Raw genomic sequence first — 20,747 nt, forward strand, 5'->3', positions numbered from 1 at the left:
GGGAATAATGCACGGTAGCGCCGGGCCATGCCCGGCGGACGGGAGATGACGCCGGGCATGGCCCGGCGCTACCGCCTCATTCGGGGTCGTAGTCGAGATTGGAGGCCAGCCAGCGTTCGGCCTGGCCGCGGTCCACGCCCTTGCGCCGGGCATAGTCGGTGACCTGTTCGCGGCTGAGCCGTCCGACAACGAAGTACTGGCTCTGCGGATGGCTGAAGTAGTAGCCGGAGACAGCGGCCGTGGGCAACATCGCGAAGCTCTCGGTCAGTTCCATGCCAGCGTTCTTCTCAGCCTGCAGCAGGTCGAACAGGCGGCGCTTCTCGCTGTGCTCGGGGCAGGCCGGGTAGCCTGGCGCCGGACGGATGCCGCGGTACTGCTCGTCGATCAAGGCTTCGTTGTCCAGCGTCTCGGCGCGGTCGTAGCCCCAGAATTCTGTACGCACGCGCTGGTGCAGGCGCTCGGCCAGTGCCTCGGCGAAGCGGTCGGCGAGGGCCTTCAGCAGGATCGCGTTGTAGTCGTCATGCTCGGCCTCGAAGCGCGCGACGTGGGTGTCGATGCCGATACCGGCAGTGACCGCGAACGCGCCGATCCAGTCCTGCTTTCCGCTGTCGGCCGGTGCAATGAAATCGGCCAGGCAGAAATCCGGGCGTTCGGCTGGCTTGTCCACCTGCTGGCGCAGGAAGTGCAGGGTGGTTTCGCCCTGTGCGTGCTGCACGCGGACATCGTCGCCGATGCTGTTGGCCGGCCACAGGCCGAACACGGCCTTGGCCGTCAGCCACTTCTCGCCGACGATGCGCTCGAGCATCGCACGGGCATCCTTGTACAGCTCGCTGGCCTGGGTGCCGACGATCTCGTCGGTGAGGATCGCCGGGAACTTGCCGGCCAGCTCCCAGGCCTGGAAGAACGGCGTCCAGTCGATGTAGTCGACCAGTTCGGCCAGGGGATAGTCGTCGAACACGTGCAGGCCGGGCTGATTCGGTGCCGGTGGCGTGTAACTGTCCCAGCCGCCCTGGAATTTCTGCCCGCGCGCATGTTCCAGCGTGACCAGGCGCTTGGCGTCGCCCCGGTTGCGGTGGCGCGCGCGGATTTCGGCATAGTCGGCTTCGTTGGCGGCAACGAAGGCCTCGCGCAGATCACGCGAGATCAGCGACTGCGCAACGCCAACCGCGCGCGATGCATCCTTCACCCATACCGTCGGCGCCTTGTAGTGCGGGTCGATCTTCAGCGCGGTGTGCGCACGCGAAGTGGTCGCACCCCCGATCAGCAGCGGCAGGTCGAAGCCCTGGCGCTCCATCTCGCGGGCAACGTGGCTCATCTCCTCCAGCGACGGGGTGATCAGCCCGGACAGGCCGATCAGGTCGGCGTTGTGCTCGCGGGCGGCATCGAGGATCTTCTGCGCCGGCACCATCACGCCGAGGTCGACCACGTCGAAGTTGTTGCAGGCCAGTACGACGCCGACGATGTTCTTGCCGATGTCATGCACATCGCCCTTCACCGTAGCCATGATGATCTTGCCGTTGCTCTTGGCGGTGTCACCGCTGCGCGCCTTTTCCGCTTCGATGTAGGGCAGCAGGTAGGCCACGGCCTTCTTCATCACGCGCGCGGATTTCACCACCTGTGGCAGGAACATCTTGCCGGCGCCGAACAGGTCGCCGACGATGTTCATGCCGTCCATCAGCGGGCCTTCGATCACATCCAGCGGGCGGCTGGAGGCCTGCCGGGCCAGTTCGGTGTCTTCCTCGACGAAGGCATCCAGGCCGTGTACCAGGGCATGCGCCAAACGCTGTGCCACCGGCTTTTCGCGCCAGGCCAGGTCTTCGGTCTTCGCCGCGCCCTTCCTGCCCTTGTAGCGCTCGGCGATCTCCAGCAGACGCTCGGTGGCATCGCTTCGGCGGTTGAGGATCACGTCCTCGACGCGCTCGCGCAGGTCCGGCTCCAGGTCGTCGTAGATCGGCATCGCGCCGGCGTTGACGATGCCCATGTCCATGCCGGCGGCGATCGCGTGGTACAGGAACACCGAGTGGATGGCCTGGCGTACCGTTTCGTTGCCGCGGAAGGAGAACGAGACGTTGGAGACGCCGCCGGAGACGTGGCAGTGCGGCAGGGTCTGCTTGATGATGCGGGTGGCTTCGATGAAGTCCACTGCATAGTTGTCGTGCTCTTCGATGCCCGTAGCGACGGCGAAGATGTTCGGGTCGAAGATGATGTCCTGCGGCGGGAAACCGATCTCGTCGACCAGGATGCGGTAGGCACGGGTACAGATTTCGACCTTGCGCGCGCAGGTGTCGGCCTGCCCGTTTTCGTCGAACGCCATCACCACCGCAGCAGCACCGTAGCGCAGCACCTTGCGCGCGTGCTCGCGGAACAGCGCCTCGCCTTCCTTCAGCGAAATCGAGTTGACCACGCTCTTGCCCTGCAGGCATTTCAGGCCGGCCTCGATCACGCTCCACTTGGAGGAGTCGACCATCACCGGGATGCGCGCGATGTCCGGCTCGGACATGATCAGGTTCAGGTAGCGGGTCATCGCCGCTTCCGAGTCGATCAGGCCCTCGTCCATGTTCACATCGAGGATCTGCGCACCGCTGGCCACCTGCTGGCGGGCCACGTCCACCGCTTCTTCGTAGCGGCCTTCCTTGATGAGCTTGCGGAACTGCGCACTGCCGGTGACGTTGGTGCGTTCGCCGACGTTGATGAACAGCAGGTCCGGGGTGATGACCAGCGGTTCCAGGCCGGACAGGCGGGTGAGAGGCGTGCTCATGCGGCGTGCTGCTCCCGTGCGCCCGGCAGGGCACGCGGTGCCAGCCCGGCCACGGCCTGGGCGATCGCGCGGATATGGTCGGGGGTGGAACCACAGCAGCCACCGACCAGGTTCAACAGGCCATCCTCGGCGAAGCCCCGCAGGGTGGTGGCCATCTCTTCAGGGGTTTCGTCGTACTCGCCGAACGCGTTGGGCAGGCCGGCGTTGGGGTGGGCGCTGACGTAACAGTCGGCGACCTGCGAGAGGGTTTCCACATGCGGGCGCATCGCATTGGCGCCCAGCGCGCAGTTCAGGCCGATCGACAGCGGTCGCGCATGCGCCAGCGAGGCGTGGAAGGCTTCGGCAGTCTGTCCGGACAAGGTGCGCCCCGACGCGTCGGTGATGGTGCCGGAGATCATCACCGGCAACCGCGCGCCACGTGCATCAAAGGCCTCTTCCAGCGCATACAGCGCGGCCTTGGCATTGAGCGTATCGAAGATGGTCTCGACCATGAGCGTGTCGGCGCCGCCGTCGATCAGGCCTTCGATGGCTTCGCGATAGGTGTCGCGAAGCTCGTCGAAGCTGGTGTTGCGGAAGCCCGGATCGTTCACGTCGGGACTGATCGAGGCGGTGCGGCTGGTCGGGCCGATCACCCCGATCACGAAGCGCGGCTTGCCGGGCGTGGTCGCTTCCGCCGCGTCACAGCAGGCGCGCGCGACGGCCGCACCGGCCTTGTTCAGTTCGTACACCAGGTGCTCGAGGTGGTAGTCAGCCTGGCTGACCGAGGTGGCATTGAAGGTGTTGGTCTCGACCAGATCCGCGCCTGCCTCCAGGTAGGCGGTATGGATGTCGGCGACGATCTGCGGCCGGGTCAGCAGCAGCAGATCGTTGTTGCCCTTCAGATCATGGCCTTCGGGCACGCCGTGGTCACAGCCGGGGCCATGCGCATGGTCGTAGCCACCGGCGAATCGCTCGCCACGGTAATCGCCTTCCTGCAGGCCATGGCGCTGGATCATCGTGCCCATCGCGCCGTCGATGATCAGGATCCGCTCGCGCAGGGCGTCGAGCAGCGCGTTGGCACGATCGGGATGCAACCAAGGCAGGGCAGGCATGGCGGTCTCGGGCTCAGGGCTTGTTGGCGATCAGCGAAATCACTTCAAAGTGCGGCGGGCGTTTCTCGCGGGTGACCGTCTCCAGGCTGGACACCTGCAGGCCGGCCTTGTCGACGAACCTGCGCAGCTCCTTGTCGCTGAAGCCGAGGTTGACATGGCCATAGGCCTCCACGGCGGCCTTGTGCTCGTGGCGCGCCAGGCTGCACAGCAGCAGCCGGCCACCGGGCCGCAGCACGCGCGCGGCTTCGGTCACCGCCTGCGCCGGCTTGCTGGCGTAGGTCAGCGCGTGCATCAGCACGACCAGATCGAAGCTGGCATCCTTGAACGGCAGTGCATGCATGTCGCCCTCGCGCACTTCCACGTTCGGCAGGCGGCGCAGGCGTTCGCTGGCGGCGGCGACCACGCGCGCGCTGGTGTCGATGCAGATGTAGCGCTTGGCATGTGGGGCTACCAGTTCGGCCAGCACGCCGTCACCGGAAGCGATATCCAGCACGTCGCCGGTCTCCAGCAGCGGCAGCGCGGTACGCGCCAGTGCCTCCCAGGTGCGGCCAGGTGAGTAGTGGCGTTCCATGTCGCCGGCCACGCTGTCGGCCCAGTTCTGGTCCGAGGCGCGGTGCGCCAGCACGGCGGCGACGCGTTCGGCATCCTGGCGCAGCAGCGGGTCATCGCTTCCGTTGCTCAAGGCATGCCACAATGCACGCTGCGCCGGGTCCAGCTGGGCCTCGTCGAAGCGGTAGTACGCCGACACGCCAGCACGGCGGTCGCGGACCAGGCCGGCTTCCTTCAGGCGTGCCAGGTGGGTGGACACGCGCGGCTGCGCCAGCCGGGTGATCGCCGACAGTTCGGCCACGGTCAGTTCCTCCTGCTCCAGCAGCGCCAGCAGGCGGACGCGAGTGGCATCGGCGAACACCTTCAGGCGGGTCGACCAGTCTTCCAGATCCATAAACATCTACCTATCGCGATATAGAGATATATTCGCCGAGAGGGCCTGTCGCGGTCAAGTCGGCAGCGTACGGAAGCAGCCGGCCCCCGGTACAATCGAGGCACCTGGGCGCGCCGTATGCGGCCCATAACTTCATGTACCCGGGAGGGTGTTGTGGATTTCAGCTTTACCGAAGAGCAGTTGATGCTGCAGGACGTGGCGCGGCGTATCGCGCAGGAGAAGATCGCCCCGAGCGCGGAGCATCATGACCGTACCGGCGAGTTCCCGCTGGACAACATTCGCCTGTTGGGCGAGAACGGCCTGATGGGCATCGAAGTGCCGACCGAATACGGCGGCGCGGGCATGGACCCGATCGCGTACGTGCTGGCGATGGTGGAGGTCGCCGCCGCCGACGCAGCCCATTCGACGATCATGTCCGTCAACAACTCGCTGTTCTGCAACGGCATCCTCACTCACGGTTCCGAGCAGCAGAAGCAGAAGTACGTGCGTGCCATCGCCGAGGGCGAGGCCATCGGCGCGTTTGCGCTGACCGAGCCGCAGTCCGGCTCCGACGCCACGGCCATGCGCTGCCGCGCGGTGAAGCAGGCAGACGGCACCTTTGTCATCAATGGCAAGAAGAGCTGGATCACCTCCGGCCCGGTGGCAAAGTACATCGTGCTGTTCGCGATGAGCGAGCCGGACAAGGGCGCACGCGGCATCACCGCCTTCCTCATCGACACCGACAAGGCCGGCTTCGGCCGCGGCAAGACCGAGCCGAAGCTGGGCATCCGCGCCTCGGCTACCTGCGAGATCGAGTTCAACGATTACGTGGCGCGGGGCGAAGACGTGCTGGGCCAGGAAGGCGAGGGCTTCAAGATCGCCATGAGCGTGCTCGATGCCGGCCGCATCGGCATCGCTTCGCAGGCCATCGGCATCGCCCGTGCCGCCTATGAAGCGACTCTGGAATACGTGAAGGAGCGCAAGGCGTTCGGCGCGGCCATCGGCACTTTCCAGATGACCCAGGCCAAGATCGCCGACATGAAGTGCAAGCTGGACGCAGCGCTGCTGCTGACCCTGCGCGCGGCGTGGGTGAAGGGCCAGGGCAAGCGCTTCAGCAATGAGGCTGCCATTGCCAAGCTGACCGCCTCTGAGGCGGCAATGTGGATTACCCACCAGGCCGTGCAGATCCACGGCGGCATGGGGTATTCCAAGGAAATGCCGCTGGAGCGCTACTTCCGTGATGCCAAGATCACCGAGATCTACGAAGGCACCTCGGAAATCCAGCGCCTGGTGATCGCACGCAACGAGACCGGGCTGCGCTGATGGACACGACGGGGCGGCGATTGCCGCCCCGTTTCCTCTGCGCTGTCAACGTGGCAACCGGCAAACGATATCCTTTCCATTCCATTCACAGACGGTCTGAAGGGATTCCCGTGGCATTCCCGGATGCATGGTCACGCCGTAGAGCCGGGCGGAGTCAACCCATCGTTCGAGCTCGCCGGCATCGTCAAAGCGATAGTTGCCGATGAAGCTCCGGGCCATCTCTGGATCGGTTGCCGCACCATCCGGAATCTTGTTGCCCTTGGCGTCACGGCTTTCACCTTGCACATAGCGGGCTTGATCAACCGCAGAAGGCGTGATGACCAGCGTGGTTTTTGAACCATCGCGCCATGTGATCCGATAGATGGCGCTGTCAATGCCGACGGTCTTGCTGACGAAGCTCAGGCCGATCGAGGAAAGGAATGTTGCCATGCCGTTCCAGGCGGCCGACGATGTTGTCGCCCCCGTGAAGGCCTTGCCGATGTCACCTTCCAGCCTTGATCGCTCAGTGGCCATCTGAACGACATCGTAGGCGTTGAGGTTCTTGTGCTCTTCCGGGAAGCTTATGCCGTTGGCGTATTGCGGGTCATCAGGATGAACCTCGTACTGGACTCCTCTTCCGGCCCGCTGCCGCGGCGCGAACTGTACGGTTGGCACGTTGTTGTCGAGCATGCCCATGATCCGATTGAAGGATGCGTTGATTGGCCCGGGAATCTGCGCCCTTGTTGCGCGATAGCGCCGTAGCTCGCGATCGTATTCCACATCGAAACCATGGATCCGGCGCTGCTGGAAGTCGGCGACGATGGTCGGCCCCGTACCCGAGGAAAGCGCCAATGCGCGCGGGTCACGACAGTTGTCGCAGACGAGGACGCCTGCCGCGTGGCTGTCCTGGATGCTGCTGGCCGCGAGTAGCGCGCCAAACAGCAGGGCAGGGCAGCTGAAGAATCGTAGTGGTGCTCTTTCCATGATCAGTCTCCTGGAGGGCTTCGGATCGATTGCCGTCGAGACATCTGGATAGCAGCGATCCGGGCGTGCCGCATTTCTGTGTGCCCATGAATCCGGGGTGGGTGGCTTTCTGCGAACACGGTAGACGCCTTGAGCGCTTCGGTGTCGGGTGATGCCTTCCGGCGCAGCGGTCGAGGCTTCTCAATACAGTCCGTATGCGACCGGTCTCCGTGCAGTCGATGTGTCAGCGATCCATTGGCATTCCGGCTCGATGAGCGCAGAATGCTCCGCCGTTCATGGACACCACCACATGCTCATCTATCGAGGCGCGGGGCTGCTGATCCTGCTCACACCGATCGCTGCCGTGCTGCTCATCCTCATCCTGTTCCCGGATCCAGTGGTGGGTCGCGGCAATACTTCACTCGGCCAGGTCCTGGTGGCGTTCGGCCTTGGCTCAGCAATCAATACGGTGCTGGGTTTTGTGCTCAATCGAAAGCCGCGTGCACATGGCCTGCATGCTCCGCATCACTTCTTCTTCCTGCCGATGCAATGGCCTGCGATGGCGGTTGTGGCGGTGTGCGTGGTGGTGGCGCTGCTGCGCTGAGACGTTGCCCGAACAGCGCCAACCAAGGTTGGCGGCTACCGGGCATGCCGTTGCTCCGGTAGATGCCAACCTGGGTTGGCATGGATGCAGAAGCGGCAACAAAAAAGGCCCCGGATCGCTCCGGGGCCTTTTCGTTTCAGCGCACCGCCGGATCAACGATCCGGGCGGTGGGCGGACTCTGCGTCGCGCTGGCGCTCCATGAACTCCTTCGACGGTTCATCCAGCTTGTCGCCCAGCATGCGGCGCACGACCACGAAGAACACCGGGATCATCAGCAGGCCGAGCAGGGTGGCGAACAGCATGCCGCCGATCACGCCGGTGCCGATGGCGTGGCGGGAGTTGGCGCCGGCGCCGGTGGAGATCGCCATCGGGATCACGCCCATGATGAACGCGAACGAGGTCATCAGGATCGGGCGGAAACGCAGGCGGGCCGCTTCGATGGTGGCATCACGCAGGTTCTTGCCTGCTGCGCGCTGCTCCACCGCAAACTCCACGATCAGGATCGCGTTCTTCGCCGCCAGGCCGATCACGGTGATCAGGCCGATCTTGAAGAACAGATCGTTGGGCAGGCCGCGCAGCATCGACAGGCCGAGGGCACCCAGCACGCCCAGCGGCACGACCAGCAGCACCGCCACCGGGATCGACCAGCTTTCATACAGGGCGGCCAGGCACAGGAACACCACCACGATCGACAGCACCAGCAGCAGGGTCGCCGCGTTGCCGGCCAGGATTTCCTGGTAGGACATGCCCGACCAGTCGTAGCCGAAGCCGGCCGGCAGGTCGTCGTTGACGATGCCTTCCATGGTCTGCATCGCCTCACCCGAGCTGGTGCCCGGTGCCTGCGAACCGACGATGTTGATCGCCGAATAGCCGTTGTAGCGGCTCAGCGACGGCGGCGCCGACACCCATTCGGACTTGACCACCGTGTTCAACGGGATCATCGCGTTGGTGCCATCGGCGTTCTGGGTCAGGCTGGACGGGCTGTAGAAGCTCTTCAGCGATTCCTGGCCAGTGCGGTACGGACCATCGGCCTGCATGGTCACGCGCTTGATGCGGCCTTCGTAGAAGAAGTCGTTGACGTACACCGGGGCCAGCATCAGCTGGATGGTGCTGTACACGTCCGACACCGACATGCCCATCGACTGCGCCTGCACGCGGTCCACGTGCAGCTGCAGCTGAGGCGCGTTTTCCAGACCGTTGGGGCGCACGCCAACCAGGTGGTCCGGCTTCTGCGCGGCCTGGCCGAGCAGGATGTTGCGGGCCTGGGTCAACTGTTCGTAGCCGGCACCGCTACGGTCCTGCAGCCACATGTCAAAGCCACCGAACTGGCCCAGGCCCTGCACGGTGGGCAGGTTGACCACGAAGATCTGCGCTTCCTTGATGCCGTAGAACGCGCCGTTCATGTTCTGGATGAACTCGGGCGCGGTGAACTTGCGTTCCTCCCACGGCTTCAGGCGGATGAAGCCCATGCCCACGTTCTCGCCGGAACCGACGAAGCTGAAGCCGGCCACCTGCAGCATGCCTTCATAGCCATCCTGCTTTTCCAGGATGCCACGCATCTGCGCGAACACTTCGTTGGTCTGGCCCTTGGTCGAGCCCGGCGGCAGCTGCACGATCGCCAGCGCATAGCCCTGGTCTTCTTCCGGCAGGAAGCTGCCCGGCATGCGGGTGAACAGGAAGCCGCACAGCGCGGTCAGCACCACGAACAGGATCATCCAGCGCGGCGCATGGCGCACCGCAGAGGTGATGTGGCCCACATAGGTGTGGCTGATCTTGTCGTAGTACTTGTTGAAGGTGCGGTAGACGATGTTCGGGTTGTCGTTGTGCGTCGGCTTGAGGAAGGTCGCGCACAGCGCCGGCGTGAAGCCCAGGGCCAGGAACGCCGAGAATGCCATCGAGATGGCGATGGTCAGCGCGAACTGCTTGTAGATCTCACCGGCGGCACCGCCCTGCAGGGCGGAGGGGATGAACACCGCGGCCAGCACGACGGTGATCGCCACCACCGCACCGGTGATCTGGGTCATCGCCTTCTGCGTGGCAGGCTTGGGCGCCAGGCCCTCCTCGGTCATGATGCGTTCGACGTTCTCGATCACCACGATCGCGTCGTCGACCACGATGCCGATCGCCAGCACCATCGCAAACAGCGTCAGCTGGTTGATGGTGAAGCCGATCATCCACATGCCCAGGAAGGTACCGAGCAGGGCGACCGGGATCACCAGGGTCGGGATCAGGGTGGCGCGGAAGTTCTGCAGGAAGATCAGCATCACCAGGAACACCAGCAAGACTGCTTCAAACAGGGTCTTGACCACTTCCTGGATCGAGATCTTGACGAACGTGGTGCTGTCGTACGGCGAGAACCAGGTCACCCCGGACGGGAAGCTGGGCTGCAGCTCATCCATCTTGGCGCGCACCGCTTCGGCCACGTTCAGGGCATTGGCGCCCGGCAGCAGCTGGATGGCGAAGGCGCCGGTCGGCTTGCCGTTGTACTGGGTGTCGAAGCCGTAGTTGTTGGCACCGAATGCGACGCGGGCGATGTCCTTCAGCAGCACGCGCGAACCGTCAGCGTTGGCGCGCAGGATGATGTTCTCGAATTCCTGCGGCGAGCTGAAGCGGCCTTCGGCCGAGACCGTGGCGGTGAAGTGCTGGCCTTCCGGCGACGGGTCCGAACCCAGCGCACCGGCGGCGAACTGCACGTTCTGCGCACGTACCGCGGCCAGTACCTGGCTGGCCGACAGGCCATAGCCCTGCATCTTCTCCGGGTTCAGCCAGATGTTCATGGCGTACTCGGAACCGAACTGCTGGGTGCTGCCGACGCCGGGGATGCGCGAGACCTGGTCGAGCACGCGCGAACCGACGATGTCGTTCAGGGCGTCACGGTTGATGGTCGGGGTATCGGACTGCAGCGCCACCACCATCAGGAAGCCGGCGTTGGCCTTGGCCACCACCACGCCCTGCTGGGTCACTTCCGAGGGCAGGCGTGGCGTGGCCAGCGAGACCTTGTTCTGCACCTGCACCTGGGCGATGTCCGGATCGGTACCGGTCTCGAAGGTCAGGGTGATCTGCGCACGGCCGTTGGACGCGGACGAGGAACTGAAGTACAGCAGGTGATCGATACCGGTCAGCTGCTGCTCGATCACCTGGGTGACCGATTTTTCCGTGGTGTCGGCACTGGCACCCGGGTAGGTCGCCGAGACGGTGACCTGCGGCGGGGCGATGTTGGGATAGGACTCCACGCCCAGGTTGAGGATCGCGATCACGCCGCTGAGCGAGATCAGGATCGCAACCACCCAGGCGAAGACTGGATGTTCGATGAAAAATTTAGGCATGACGGAAGGTTCCCGTTACTGCTTGTTCGAATCGGTGGCGGCCGGCTTGGCCGCATCGGCCTGCTCGGGCTTTGCAGCGTCGGCCGGTGCCTTGCCTGCGGCCGGTGCCGCGCCCGCCGGAGCGGCGCCGCCTGCGGCAGGCTTGCCGTTGGCGTCTTGCCCCGGGGTCCACGGCTTGGCCACCGCCGGTGCACCTTCCTTGACCTTCTGCACGCCGGCCACGATCACCTTGTCACCGGCGGCCAGGCCGTCGCTGACCAGCCAGTTGCCGTTCTGCGCGCCATCGGTCTTCACGTTCTTGCGCACGACCTTGCCGTCGGCGCCGACCACCATCACGTAGCCGCCGGTGGTATCGCGCAGCAGGGCCTGCTGCGGTACCAGGTAGGCGTTGTTGCGCTCGCCCAGGTTGGCCTGGAAGCTGACGAAGGCACCTGGCAGCAGGATCTGCTGCGGGTTCGGCAGCACAGCGCGCAATGACACTGCACCGGTGGCCGGGTCGACCGTAGTGGAGGAGAAGTCCAGCGTGCCCGGCTCGCTGTAGATGCTGCCATCGGCCAGCTTCACTGCCACCGTCGCCTTGCCGTCGCCGGACAGCGCCAGCGCGCCCTTGGCCTGCTGCGCGCGCAGCTGGGTCAGTTCGTCCACGCTCAGCGAGAAGTTCACGTACAGCGGGTCGAGCTGATCGACAGTGGTCAGCAGGGTCACATCGCCCTGGCCGACCAGCGCGCCCTCGGTGACCTGCTGCTTGTTGGCCACGCCACTGATCGGCGCGGTCACTTCGGCGTAACCCAGGTTGATCCGCGAGGAGGTCACGGCGGCTTCGGCCTGCTTGACCGCGGCCAGCGCGGTGCGCTCGGCCGACTCGGCGTTGTCCAGGTCGGACTTGGAGACGAACTGCTGCGGCGCCAGCGAGCGTGCACGGTCGGCGGCCACCTTGGCGTTGGCGTAGGTCGCGCGGGCCGAGGCCAGCTGCGCTTCAGAGGCATTGAGCGAGGCACGCAGCGGCGCCGGGTCGATCAGGAACAGGGTCTGGCCCTGCTTGACCTGCGAGCCTTCCTGGTAGACGCGCTTGAGCAGCACGCCCGGCACCCGCGCGCGCACGTCGGCACTGCGGAACGGCGACAGGCGGCCGACCAGCTCACGCTGCAGCGGCAGGGTCTGCGGCTTGGCGTCGATCACGCCCACCTCCGGCGGCGGGGGCGTCTGCTGTTCCGGCTTCTTGCAGGCAGCCAGCGCGACAGCAACGGCGCACGTCAAGGCAAGGGTGCGGAGTGGGGCGGTCATCAGGAGGAACTCCGGGGTTGGTTTGTAGACGGGGCCGCCGACGGCTGTGGCGCGAAGGCGCGCAGGAAGCTGTCGACGGAGAACTCTGCCCAACGCCGACGCAGCAGTGCGTCATCACGGTGGGGGGTATGGAAACGCTGTTTGTCGAAATCCTGACCGGCAATCATGCTCAGCAGCAGTTCGGCCATGAAGTGCGGGTCGTCATGCCGGAGCTGGCCACGCATGCAAACGGTTTCAATCCATTCAGCAAGATGAAGCGTCAGCGCGCCGGCACCGTGCCGGTACAGCGTACGCGCCTCTTCGGGAAACTGGGCCGCATCGGCGGCAATCAGCCGGCAGGCCTGGCCCACGTGCGGTTGGTTGAAGTGCTCCAGGAAGTCAATGGCGAACTGGAGCAGGCTGGCACGCAGGTCGTCAGTGCGGAGTGCACGGACCATGGCGCCGGTGGCGTGGCCCACATGGCGCTGCATCACCCGGCGCAGCAGCTCCTGCTTGCTGCCGTAGCGCGAGTACAGGGTCTGCTTGGAGCAGCCCGCATGCTGGGCCACTGCGTCCATGCTCATCTGCATGCCCTGCTGGGCCAACAGCTGGCGCACGGCTTCGAACACGCGCTCATCGCGTGCGTCGAGGGCAACGGGGAGGTAGGCCGGATTCACGCGGTGGACTATACCGTCCAGTTCAGGATTGTGGAATCGAAACGGCGTTGCCGCGTGTGTCTTCCGGTAACACGCTTTGCCGATCCTGTCGCCAGAGCCGAACCGGGCGCCATCACCCTACCGGCGCGAACTGAATAGGCGTCTAAACCGCAGCAAACCCGAATCTGCTTATTCCGTCCTGCAGCAAGGCCTTTTCCCGCGGTAGGGCTACAATTTCATTTTCCCAACTGAGCAAGCGCATCGCTCTGCCATGAAACCGCAAAAAACCGCAGCCAAGACCGTGAAAAACAAGACCAAACCAGCAGAAGCGGAGGTCGCAGTGACCGCTGGTTTCTCCCTGGAGCCGGTGTACACGGCCTTGCGCAAGCGCTACCCCGCGGCCGCACAGGCCGAAGCAGTGGCCTTTGCCACTGACTTCTACAAGCGTATGGAGGCGGACGAGTTCCCGCACCACAGCGCTGAAGAGTGGGCCGCTCTCGCGGCTGAGACGCTGGAATTCGCCCGTGCCCGCAAGGCTGGCAAGGCCAACGTCCGCGTGTTCAATCCGACCGCGAAGGCCAACGGTTGGGAATCGCCGCATACCGTGCTGCAGATCGTCAACGACGACATGCCGTTCCTGGTCGACACCGTCACCATGTCGCTGGCCGAGCAGGGCGTGGGTGTCCACGTGCTGGGCCACCCGGTGCTGCGCTTCACCCGCGACAAGGCCGGCAAGCTGGTCAAGGTCGGCGAGGGTGATGCCGAGTCGGTGATGCTGCTGGAGATCGACCGCCAACCGGCCGACGCCATGGCCGCCATCGAACAGGCCATCAACAAGGCGCTGGATGAAGTGCGTGCGATCGTGCGCGACTGGCAGCCGATGAAGGACAAGGCGCTGGCGCTGGCCGACGACCTGGGCAGCCGCCAGCTGCCGGTCGACGACGCGTCGCGCAAGGAAGCACAGGAGTTCCTGCGCTGGGCCGCTGACAACCACTTCACCTTCTTCGGCTACCGCGAGTACCGCGTCGAGAAGCAGGGCAAGGAAGAGGTGCTGGCGCCGCTGAACGACACCGGCCTGGGCCTGATGCGCGGCAAGGACAAGTCCGCCGCCCGTCCGGTCAAGACCCTGGCCGCGCAGGGCCTGAACACCACGTCCGGTTTGAAGGACGCGCTGATCCTGACCAAGACCAATGCCCGTTCGCGCGTGCACCGCGCCGGTTACATGGACTACATCGGCGTGCTGGAGTTCGACGCCAAGGGCAAGATCATCGGCGAGCAGCGTTTCCTCGGCCTGTTCACCTCCAGCGCCTACAACCGTCGCCCGTGGGAAATCCCGCTGGTGCGCCAGCGCCACGAGCACGTGATGAAGCAGTCCGGCCTGGCCCCGGCCAGCCACAGTGGCAAGGCCCTGCGCCATATCCTGGAAACCCTGCCGCGCGAAGAACTGTTCCAGTCCAGCGAGGACGAACTGTTCCGCACCGCGATGGGCGTGCTGGGCCTGCAGGAACGCGTGCGCAGCCGCCTGTTCCTGCGCCGCGACAAGTACAGCCGTTTCATCTCCGCGCTGGTCTACCTGCCGCGCGAGCGCTTCAACACCGACGTGCGCCTGCGCATCGAAGCGATGCTGAAGGACGCGCTGCACGGCGAGTTCGTCGACAGCTCGGTGGTGCTGGGCGAATCGCCGCTGGCCCAGGTGCACCTGATCGTGCGCCCGAAGCCGGGTGAAATGCTCGACGTCGATACCGCCGAACTGGAGCAGAAGCTGGCCCAGGTCCTGCGCAACTGGCAGGACGACCTGCGCGAGGCGCTGGTGGCCCGCCATGGCGAGACCGAAGGCTTGCGCATCGCCGCCCGCATCGGCAAGGCGCTGCCGGCCGGTTACATCGAAGACAACAGCACGGCTGTTGCGGCCAACGATGTCAGCCAGCTCGACGCGCTGACCGGCCCGGACGACCTGCGCCTGAGCCTGCAGGCCGTGCCGCGCGAAAGCGGCGATGGTCTGCGCCTGAAGCTGTATCGCCAGCTGGACGACATCCCGCTGTCGGACGCGCTGCCGATGATGGAAAACATGGGCCTGCGCGTGATCGCCGAGCGTCCGTACCGCCTGTCGGTCGACAACGCACCGGTATACGTGCAGGACTTCGAGGTCGAGTCCACCGCTGGCGCGATCGATGCCGCCAGTGTCGATGAAGCCTTCGGCGAGACCTTCGCCCGCGTCTGGCACGGCGATGCCGAGAACGATGGCTTCAACCGCCTGGTGCTGGCGGCCGGCCTGCACTGGCGCCAGGTCGCCATGCTGCGTGGCTACTGCAAGTACCTGCTGCAGACCGGCGTGCCGTTCTCGCAGGCCTACGTGGAAGGCACGTTCGCGCGCTACCCGCTGCTGGCCCGTCTGCTGGTCGAGCTGTTCGAAGCCCGCTTCGATCCAGCCACCGGCCACGAGAGCAAGGACGACATCGCCGCCGGCCAGGCCCAGCTGAAGGCCCACTTCGATGTGCTGGCTGCTGGCGACGAGGCCACCCTGAAGGTGCTCAAGACCGTGGTCGACGCCCGCAAGGGCGACCGTGACGCGCAGATGCAGGCCGCGCGCGATGCGCTGCTGAAGCTGATGGACCGCGTGTCCAGCCTGGACGAGGACCGCATCCTGCGCTCGTTCATGGGCGTGATCGACGCGACCCTGCGCACCAGCTACTACCAGACCGATGCCAACGGCCAGCACGGCCATGTCATCAGCTTCAAGTTCGATTCGGCGCTGGTGCCGGACCTGCCGAAGCCGCGCCCGTACCGCGAGATCTTCGTGTACGGCCCGCGCGTGGAAGGTACCCACCTGCGCTTCGGTGCGGTTGCGCGTGGCGGCCTGCGCTGGTCGGATCGTCGCGAAGACTTCCGTACCGAAGTGCTGGGCCTGGTCAAGGCACAGATGGTCAAGAACACCGTCATCGTGCCGGTCGGCGCGAAGGGTGGCTTCTTCGCCAAGACCCCGCCGGTGAACGGCGACCGCGATGCGATCTTCGCCAACGGCGTGGCCTGCTACAAGCTGTTCATCCAGGGCCTGCTGGACATCACCGACAACATCGTCAACAACAAGATCGTGCCGCCGGTGGATGTCGTGCGCCACGACATGGACGATCCGTACCTGGTGGTGGCCGCCGACAAGGGCACCGCGACCTTCTCCGACATCGCCAACGGCCTGGCCGTCGCGCACGGCTTCTGGATGGGCGATGCGTTCGCCTCCGGTGGTTCGGTCGGCTACGACCACAAGGGCATGGGCATCACCGCGCGCGGTGCGTGGGAATCGGTCAAGCGCCACTTCCGTGCGCTGGGCCGTGACAGCCAGAGCCAGGACTTCACTGCGGTCGGCGTCGGCGACATGTCCGGCGACGTGTTCGGCAACGGCATGCTGCTGTCGCGCCACATCCGCCTGGTCGCTGCGTTCGACCACCGCCACATCTTCCTGGACCCGAATCCGGATGCGGCCACGTCGTTCATCGAGCGTGAGCGCCTGTTCACCCTGCCGCGTTCGAGCTGGGCGGACTACGACACCAAGCTGATCAGCAAGGGCGGCGGCGTGTACCCGCGCAGCCTGAAGTCGATCGAGATCACCCCGCAGGTGCGTGAGGCGCTGGGCCTGGACGAGAACGTCAAGGCGCTGTCGCCGAACGATCTGATGAGTGCGATCCTGAAGGCACCGGTCGACCTGCTGTGGAACGGTGGCATCGGTACCTACGTCAAGGCCGCCAGCGAACAGCACAGCGACGTCGGCGACCGTGCCAACAACGCGCTGCGCGTGAACGGTGGCGAGCTGCGCTGCAAGGTGGTGGGCGAGGGCGGCAACCTGGGCATGACCCAGCTGGGCCGCATCGAAGCTGCCCAGGCTGGCGTGCTGCTCAACACCGACTTCATCGACAACTCGGCCGGTGTCGACACCTCCGACCATGAAGTCAACATCAAGATCCTGCTCAACGATGTGGTGCGGGCCAAGAAGCTGACCGTCGAGCAGCGCAACAAGCTGCTGGCCTCGATGACCGATGAAGTCGCCGAGCTGGTGCTCAACGACAACTACCGCCAGAACCAGGCGCTGAGCCTGATGGAGCGGATGGCGGTCAAGCGCCTGGGTTCCAAGCAGCACTTCATCCGCACCCTGGAACAGCAGGGCCTGCTGGATCGCCAGATCGAGTTCCTGCCGTCCGACGCCGAGCTGTCCCAGCGCAAGGCGCGCGGCCAGGGCCTGACCCGCCCGGAACTGTCGGTGCTGCTGTCCTACTCCAAGCTGGTGGCGTTCAACCAGCTGCTGGATTCGGACATCCCGGAAGATCCGTACCTGTCCAAGGAACTGCAGCGCTATTTCCCGACCCCGCTGCAGAAGAAGTACGCCGACGCGATGGAGCGTCACCGCCTGAAGCGCGAAATCATCGCCACGGCCGTGACCAACCAGACCATCAACCGCATGGGCGCCACCTTCCTGATGCGCATGCAGGAAGACACCGGTCGTTCCATCGCCGAGGTTGCCAAGGCGTACACCATCAGCCGTGAAACGCTGGATGCACGCGCGCTGTGGGCGCAGATCGATGCCCTCGACGGCAAGGTGCCGGAGTCGGTGCAGATCGACGCACTGGAAGTGATCTGGAAGCTGCAGCGTTCGTTCGTGCGCTGGCTGCTGTCGCGCCCGGGCGCGATGCCGGGCATCACCGAAGCGGTCAACCGCTACCAGGGACCGTTCAACGACATCCGCGTTGCCTCGGGTGTGCTGCCGGATTCGCAGCGTCCGACCTACGAGGCCCTGGTGGCCGAGTGGAAGGAAAAGGGCCTGCCGTCTGCACTGGCACAGCAGCTGGCCGAACTGCACTTCCTGGAACCGGCGTTCGACATCATCGAACTGGCCCGCACCCGCAAGCTGAAGCCGGTGGACGTGTCCAAGGTCCACTTCCGCCTGGGTGATGCCCTGCAGCTGCCGTGGCTGTTCGAGCAGGTCGATGCGCTGGAGGTCAATGGCCGTTGGCACGCCGTGGCACGTGGCGTGCTGCGTGACGAACTGGCAGCCAACCACCGCAACCTGGCCGGGCAGGTGCTGGGCACCAAGGGCAACAGTGCCGAGGCCAAGGTCGCTGCCTGGATGGGCCGTGATGACAACAGCCTGCGCTTCACCCTGGCGATGCTGGCCGAACTGGCCGAGCAGAAGACCCTGGACTACCCGACCGTCTCGGTCGCGGTGCAGCGCCTGGGCCAGCTTGCTGCCCACGGCGCGTAAGTGACGTAGCGCCGGGCCATGCCCGGCCTGCGTGGAGAAAAGGAGCGGCCCCGCGAAAGCGGGGCCGTTCTGCATTGCCTTGGTAGTGCCGGCCGCTGGCCGGCAACTGCATGAACCGTTATCGGCTGAAGCTGCCGGCCAGCGGCCGGCACTACCGGGTATGCTCTTGCTGGCACACCCACCCGGATCCCCCGATGAGCGACACCCCCCGCATCGCTTTCCTGGCCAGCAACACCGAACCGGCGCAGATGGCGCGCGCGGCGATGATCTCGCGTTATGGCGATCACGCGCCTGAGCAGGCCGACGTGCTTTGCCCGCTGGGGGGCGACGGTTTCATGCTGCAGACCCTGCACCGGCACGGGCACCTGGGCAAGCCGGTGTTCGGCATGAAGCTGGGCACCGTGGGCTTCCTGATGAACCAGTACCGCGGCGACGATGACGTGCAGGCGCGCATCGCCCGTGCCGAACCGGCCAACCTGCGCCCGTTGGAGATGGTGGCGCTGACCGAATCGGGCACCAGTACCGGGTCGCTGGCCTACAACGATGTTTCACTGCTGCGCCAGACCCGGCAGGCTGCGCATATCGGCATCGACCTGAACGGCCAGGAGCGCGTGGCCGAACTGATCGGTGACGGCGTGCTGGTCGCCACCCCGGCCGGCAGCACTGCCTACAATTATTCCGCGCACGGCCCGGTGTTGCCGCTGGGGTCGCATACCATCGCGCTGACGCCGCTGGCCCCATATCGGCCGCGACGCTGGCGCGGGGCGATCCTCAAGGCCGATACCGAAGTGCGCTTCCGCGTGCTCGATCCCTACAAGCGTCCGGTCAGCGTCACCGCTGACTCGCACGAGACCCGCGACGTAGTGGAGGTGACCATCCGCGAGTCCAGGGACCGGCGCGTGACCCTGCTGTTCGACCCGGAACACAACCTGGAAGACCGGATCCTGAGCGAACAGTTCGTTTTTTGAGGACAATGGGCGGCCGGCCCTGCCGACCGCTTGAAGGACCCCCACCGATGGGCGACAACTCCCCCCGTTTGCTGACCGTCGCGGTCACCTCGCGCGCGCTGTTCGACCTCGAGGAAAGCCATGCGCTGTTCGAGAGCGATGGCGTGGCGGCCTATGCAGAATTCCAGCGCCAGCATGAGGACGACATCCTCGGGCCTGGCGTGGCCTTCCCGGTAGTGCGCAAGCTGTTGGCCCTGAACCAGGGCGCCAGTCCGGAGGACCCGCGGGTCGAGGTGATCCTGCTGTCGCGCAATTCGGCCGACACCGGCCTGCGCATCTTCAATTCGATCCAGCACTATGGCCTGGGCATCATCCGCGCGACGTTCACCGCCGGCGAGCCGACCTGGCCCTACGTGAAGCCGTTCGGCACCGACCTGTTCCTGTCGGCCAACCCCGAATCGGTGCGCAGCGCGCTGCGCCATGGCATCGCGGCGGCGACCATCCTGCCCAAGCCGCCTGGCGAGACCGCAGCCGCAGCGGCCGACCAGATCGACATCGGTCGCCCTGCCGGGCAGCTGCGCATCGCCTTTGACGGTGACGCGGTGATCTTTGGTGACGAGAGTGAACGCATTTCGCGCGAGCAGGGCGTGGAAGCCTTTGGCCGCCATGAGCGCGAACGGGCCCGCGAGCCGCTCAGCGGCGGTCCGTTCCGTGGCTTCCTGTCAGCGCTGCACACGCTGCAGGAAGTATTCCCTGCCGGCGAGAGCGCGCCGATCCGTACCGCACTGGTGACTGCGCGTTCGGCGCCGGCCCATGAGCGGGTGATCCGCACCCTGCGCGAGTGGGGCGTGCGCCTGGACGAAGCGCTGTTCCTCGGCGGCCGGCACAAGGGGCCGTTCCTGCAGGCGTTCGGCGCTGACATCTTCTTCGACGATTCGCAGCACAACATCGACAGCGCCCGCGAGCATGTGGCTGCCGGCCACGTACCGCACGGCGTCGCCAACGAGGGATAGGGCGGATTCGACCGGCAGGTGCCAACCGTTGGTTGGCACTGCCGTCAGGCCACGGGTCCGATCAAGGGCTGCCCGACATCCCCAGCTGCAGATCCACCACCTTCCAGCGCAGCCCCTGCGGCTCCAGTACCACCTTCATCGGCGGCTGGCCCGGACCGCGATCGACATCGATCACGAAGCGGTCCAGCGCTTCGAAATGGTGTTCGGCATTCTTCAACGGTCGCGCCGGTTCGGTCGGGCCGAAGGCATCGCCGCCCTGCAGTTCATTGCGGCCGCGCTTCCACAGCACGTGGCCCTGCAGCATCGCGCCGATCCCGGTGGGGGTCACCATGGTGTCCACCGCGGCACCGCCCAGCTGGTCGCCCAGCCCGTACAGCAGGGCACCGAAGGGACTGGCCGCCACGTCCGGGCCGGCCTGGCGCACCAGGTAGTCATTGAGCTGCGCGCGCAGGCTGCTGCGCACGCGCGGGAAATCGACGTAGCGTTCCAGGCGCGCGGTGTCGCGCTGCTCGATGGCCTTGGAAAGGCCATTGACGGTCAGGTAGGGGCCGCCGAACCACCAGGCCGCCAGGGCCAGGACCAGCAGCACAACCAGTGCGGAGAGTTTCTTCATGGCGGACAGACTGCCGCAACGGCGGCAGTGCCGGGTGAAGA

Annotated in this window: 13 protein-coding genes; 5 read left to right on the forward strand and 8 right to left on the reverse strand. The window is 65.6% G+C overall.

Going from position 1 to position 20,747, the window contains the following annotated elements:
- Positions 1 to 76: 76 nt before the first annotated feature.
- From metH to AC5P9W_RS15700, 3 genes are read right to left on the reverse strand one after another with little or no spacing between them, the layout of a single operon-like run.
- A complete protein-coding gene (gene metH / locus AC5P9W_RS15690) occupies positions 77 to 2,758 on the reverse strand; it encodes a methionine synthase (RefSeq protein ID WP_180832397.1) in 2,682 nt (893 codons plus the stop codon).
- Positions 2,755 to 3,849 (reverse strand): homocysteine S-methyltransferase family protein, encoded by a 1,095-nt coding sequence (locus tag AC5P9W_RS15695; RefSeq protein WP_180832398.1) that lies wholly within the window; start codon positions 3,847 to 3,849, stop codon positions 2,755 to 2,757. Before AC5P9W_RS15695 ends, metH begins: the two co-directional genes overlap by 4 nt.
- 13 nt (positions 3,850 to 3,862) lie before the next feature.
- The gene (locus AC5P9W_RS15700) at positions 3,863 to 4,792 is read right to left on the reverse strand and encodes an ArsR/SmtB family transcription factor (protein WP_019660391.1); all 930 of its coding nucleotides are present in this window, start codon (positions 4,790 to 4,792) and stop codon (positions 3,863 to 3,865) included.
- A gap of 153 nt (positions 4,793 to 4,945) precedes the next feature.
- Here AC5P9W_RS15700 and AC5P9W_RS15705 point away from each other — a divergent pair, with 153 nt between their 5' ends.
- Positions 4,946 to 6,094, forward strand: a complete 1,149-nt coding sequence (locus AC5P9W_RS15705; protein WP_180832399.1) for an acyl-CoA dehydrogenase family protein — start codon at positions 4,946 to 4,948, stop codon at positions 6,092 to 6,094.
- 45 nt (positions 6,095 to 6,139) lie between these two features.
- Here AC5P9W_RS15705 and AC5P9W_RS15710 read toward each other — a convergent pair whose 3' ends face one another.
- A complete protein-coding gene (locus AC5P9W_RS15710; RefSeq protein WP_180832401.1) occupies positions 6,140 to 7,057 on the reverse strand; it encodes a hypothetical protein in 918 nt (305 codons plus the stop codon).
- 151 nt (positions 7,058 to 7,208) lie between these two features.
- On the opposite strand from AC5P9W_RS15710, the gene AC5P9W_RS15715 reads away from it, so the two are divergent.
- Complete coding sequence (locus tag AC5P9W_RS15715; protein WP_241744937.1) at positions 7,209 to 7,640, forward strand: hypothetical protein; 432 nt, start codon at positions 7,209 to 7,211, stop codon at positions 7,638 to 7,640.
- 152 nt (positions 7,641 to 7,792) lie between these two features.
- On the opposite strand, the gene AC5P9W_RS15720 is transcribed toward AC5P9W_RS15715, so the two are convergent.
- Genes AC5P9W_RS15720 through AC5P9W_RS15730 form a run of 3 tightly spaced genes read right to left on the reverse strand, consistent with a single transcriptional unit; the run spans position 7,793 to position 12,906 of the window.
- Positions 7,793 to 10,966, reverse strand: coding sequence for a multidrug efflux RND transporter permease subunit (locus AC5P9W_RS15720; protein ID WP_019660387.1), 3,174 nt, complete (start codon positions 10,964 to 10,966; stop codon positions 7,793 to 7,795).
- 15 nt (positions 10,967 to 10,981) lie between these two features.
- Positions 10,982 to 12,250, reverse strand: coding sequence for an efflux RND transporter periplasmic adaptor subunit (locus tag AC5P9W_RS15725; protein WP_111098205.1), 1,269 nt, complete (start codon positions 12,248 to 12,250; stop codon positions 10,982 to 10,984).
- Positions 12,250 to 12,906 carry a TetR/AcrR family transcriptional regulator gene (locus AC5P9W_RS15730; protein WP_019660385.1) on the reverse strand — a complete coding sequence of 219 codons (657 nt, stop codon included), beginning with the start codon at positions 12,904 to 12,906 and terminating at the stop codon, positions 12,250 to 12,252. The genes AC5P9W_RS15725 and AC5P9W_RS15730 overlap by 1 nt, the downstream gene beginning before the upstream one ends.
- A gap of 250 nt (positions 12,907 to 13,156) precedes the next feature.
- Between AC5P9W_RS15730 and AC5P9W_RS15735 the strand changes: the two genes are divergently transcribed.
- From AC5P9W_RS15735 to AC5P9W_RS15745, 3 genes are all read left to right on the forward strand, one after another.
- Positions 13,157 to 18,133, forward strand: coding sequence for an NAD-glutamate dehydrogenase (locus AC5P9W_RS15735; protein ID WP_021202723.1), 4,977 nt, complete (start codon positions 13,157 to 13,159; stop codon positions 18,131 to 18,133).
- A gap of 194 nt (positions 18,134 to 18,327) precedes the next feature.
- Positions 18,328 to 19,101 carry an NAD kinase gene (locus AC5P9W_RS15740; RefSeq protein ID WP_021202724.1) on the forward strand — a complete coding sequence of 258 codons (774 nt, stop codon included), beginning with the start codon at positions 18,328 to 18,330 and terminating at the stop codon, positions 19,099 to 19,101.
- 47 nt (positions 19,102 to 19,148) lie between these two features.
- Positions 19,149 to 20,093, forward strand: coding sequence for a 5'-nucleotidase (locus AC5P9W_RS15745; protein ID WP_021202725.1), 945 nt, complete (start codon positions 19,149 to 19,151; stop codon positions 20,091 to 20,093).
- A gap of 61 nt (positions 20,094 to 20,154) precedes the next feature.
- On the opposite strand, the gene AC5P9W_RS15750 is transcribed toward AC5P9W_RS15745, so the two are convergent.
- Positions 20,155 to 20,706, reverse strand: coding sequence for a DUF2939 domain-containing protein (locus tag AC5P9W_RS15750; RefSeq protein WP_021202726.1), 552 nt, complete (start codon positions 20,704 to 20,706; stop codon positions 20,155 to 20,157).
- Positions 20,707 to 20,747 lie beyond the last annotated feature (41 nt).

The organism is Stenotrophomonas sp. YJH_SMC_33 (assembly GCF_059372295.1).

Coding starts and splice junctions, on each gene's coding strand:
- AC5P9W_RS15745 (WP_021202725.1), top strand. CDS start 19,149: ATGGGCGACAACTCCCCCCGTTTGCTGACCGTCGCGGTCACCTCGCGC.
- AC5P9W_RS15750 (WP_021202726.1), bottom strand. CDS start 20,706: ATGAAGAAACTCTCCGCACTGGTTGTGCTGCTGGTCCTGGCCCTGGCG.
- AC5P9W_RS15725 (WP_111098205.1), bottom strand. CDS start 12,250: ATGACCGCCCCACTCCGCACCCTTGCCTTGACGTGCGCCGTTGCTGTC.
- AC5P9W_RS15720 (WP_019660387.1), bottom strand. CDS start 10,966: ATGCCTAAATTTTTCATCGAACATCCAGTCTTCGCCTGGGTGGTTGCG.
- AC5P9W_RS15715 (WP_241744937.1), top strand. CDS start 7,209: ATGCCTTCCGGCGCAGCGGTCGAGGCTTCTCAATACAGTCCGTATGCG.
- AC5P9W_RS15695 (WP_180832398.1), bottom strand. CDS start 3,849: ATGCCTGCCCTGCCTTGGTTGCATCCCGATCGTGCCAACGCGCTGCTC.
- metH (WP_180832397.1), bottom strand. CDS start 2,758: ATGAGCACGCCTCTCACCCGCCTGTCCGGCCTGGAACCGCTGGTCATC.
- AC5P9W_RS15735 (WP_021202723.1), top strand. CDS start 13,157: ATGAAACCGCAAAAAACCGCAGCCAAGACCGTGAAAAACAAGACCAAA.
- AC5P9W_RS15700 (WP_019660391.1), bottom strand. CDS start 4,792: ATGGATCTGGAAGACTGGTCGACCCGCCTGAAGGTGTTCGCCGATGCC.
- AC5P9W_RS15710 (WP_180832401.1), bottom strand. CDS start 7,057: ATGGAAAGAGCACCACTACGATTCTTCAGCTGCCCTGCCCTGCTGTTT.
- AC5P9W_RS15740 (WP_021202724.1), top strand. CDS start 18,328: ATGAGCGACACCCCCCGCATCGCTTTCCTGGCCAGCAACACCGAACCG.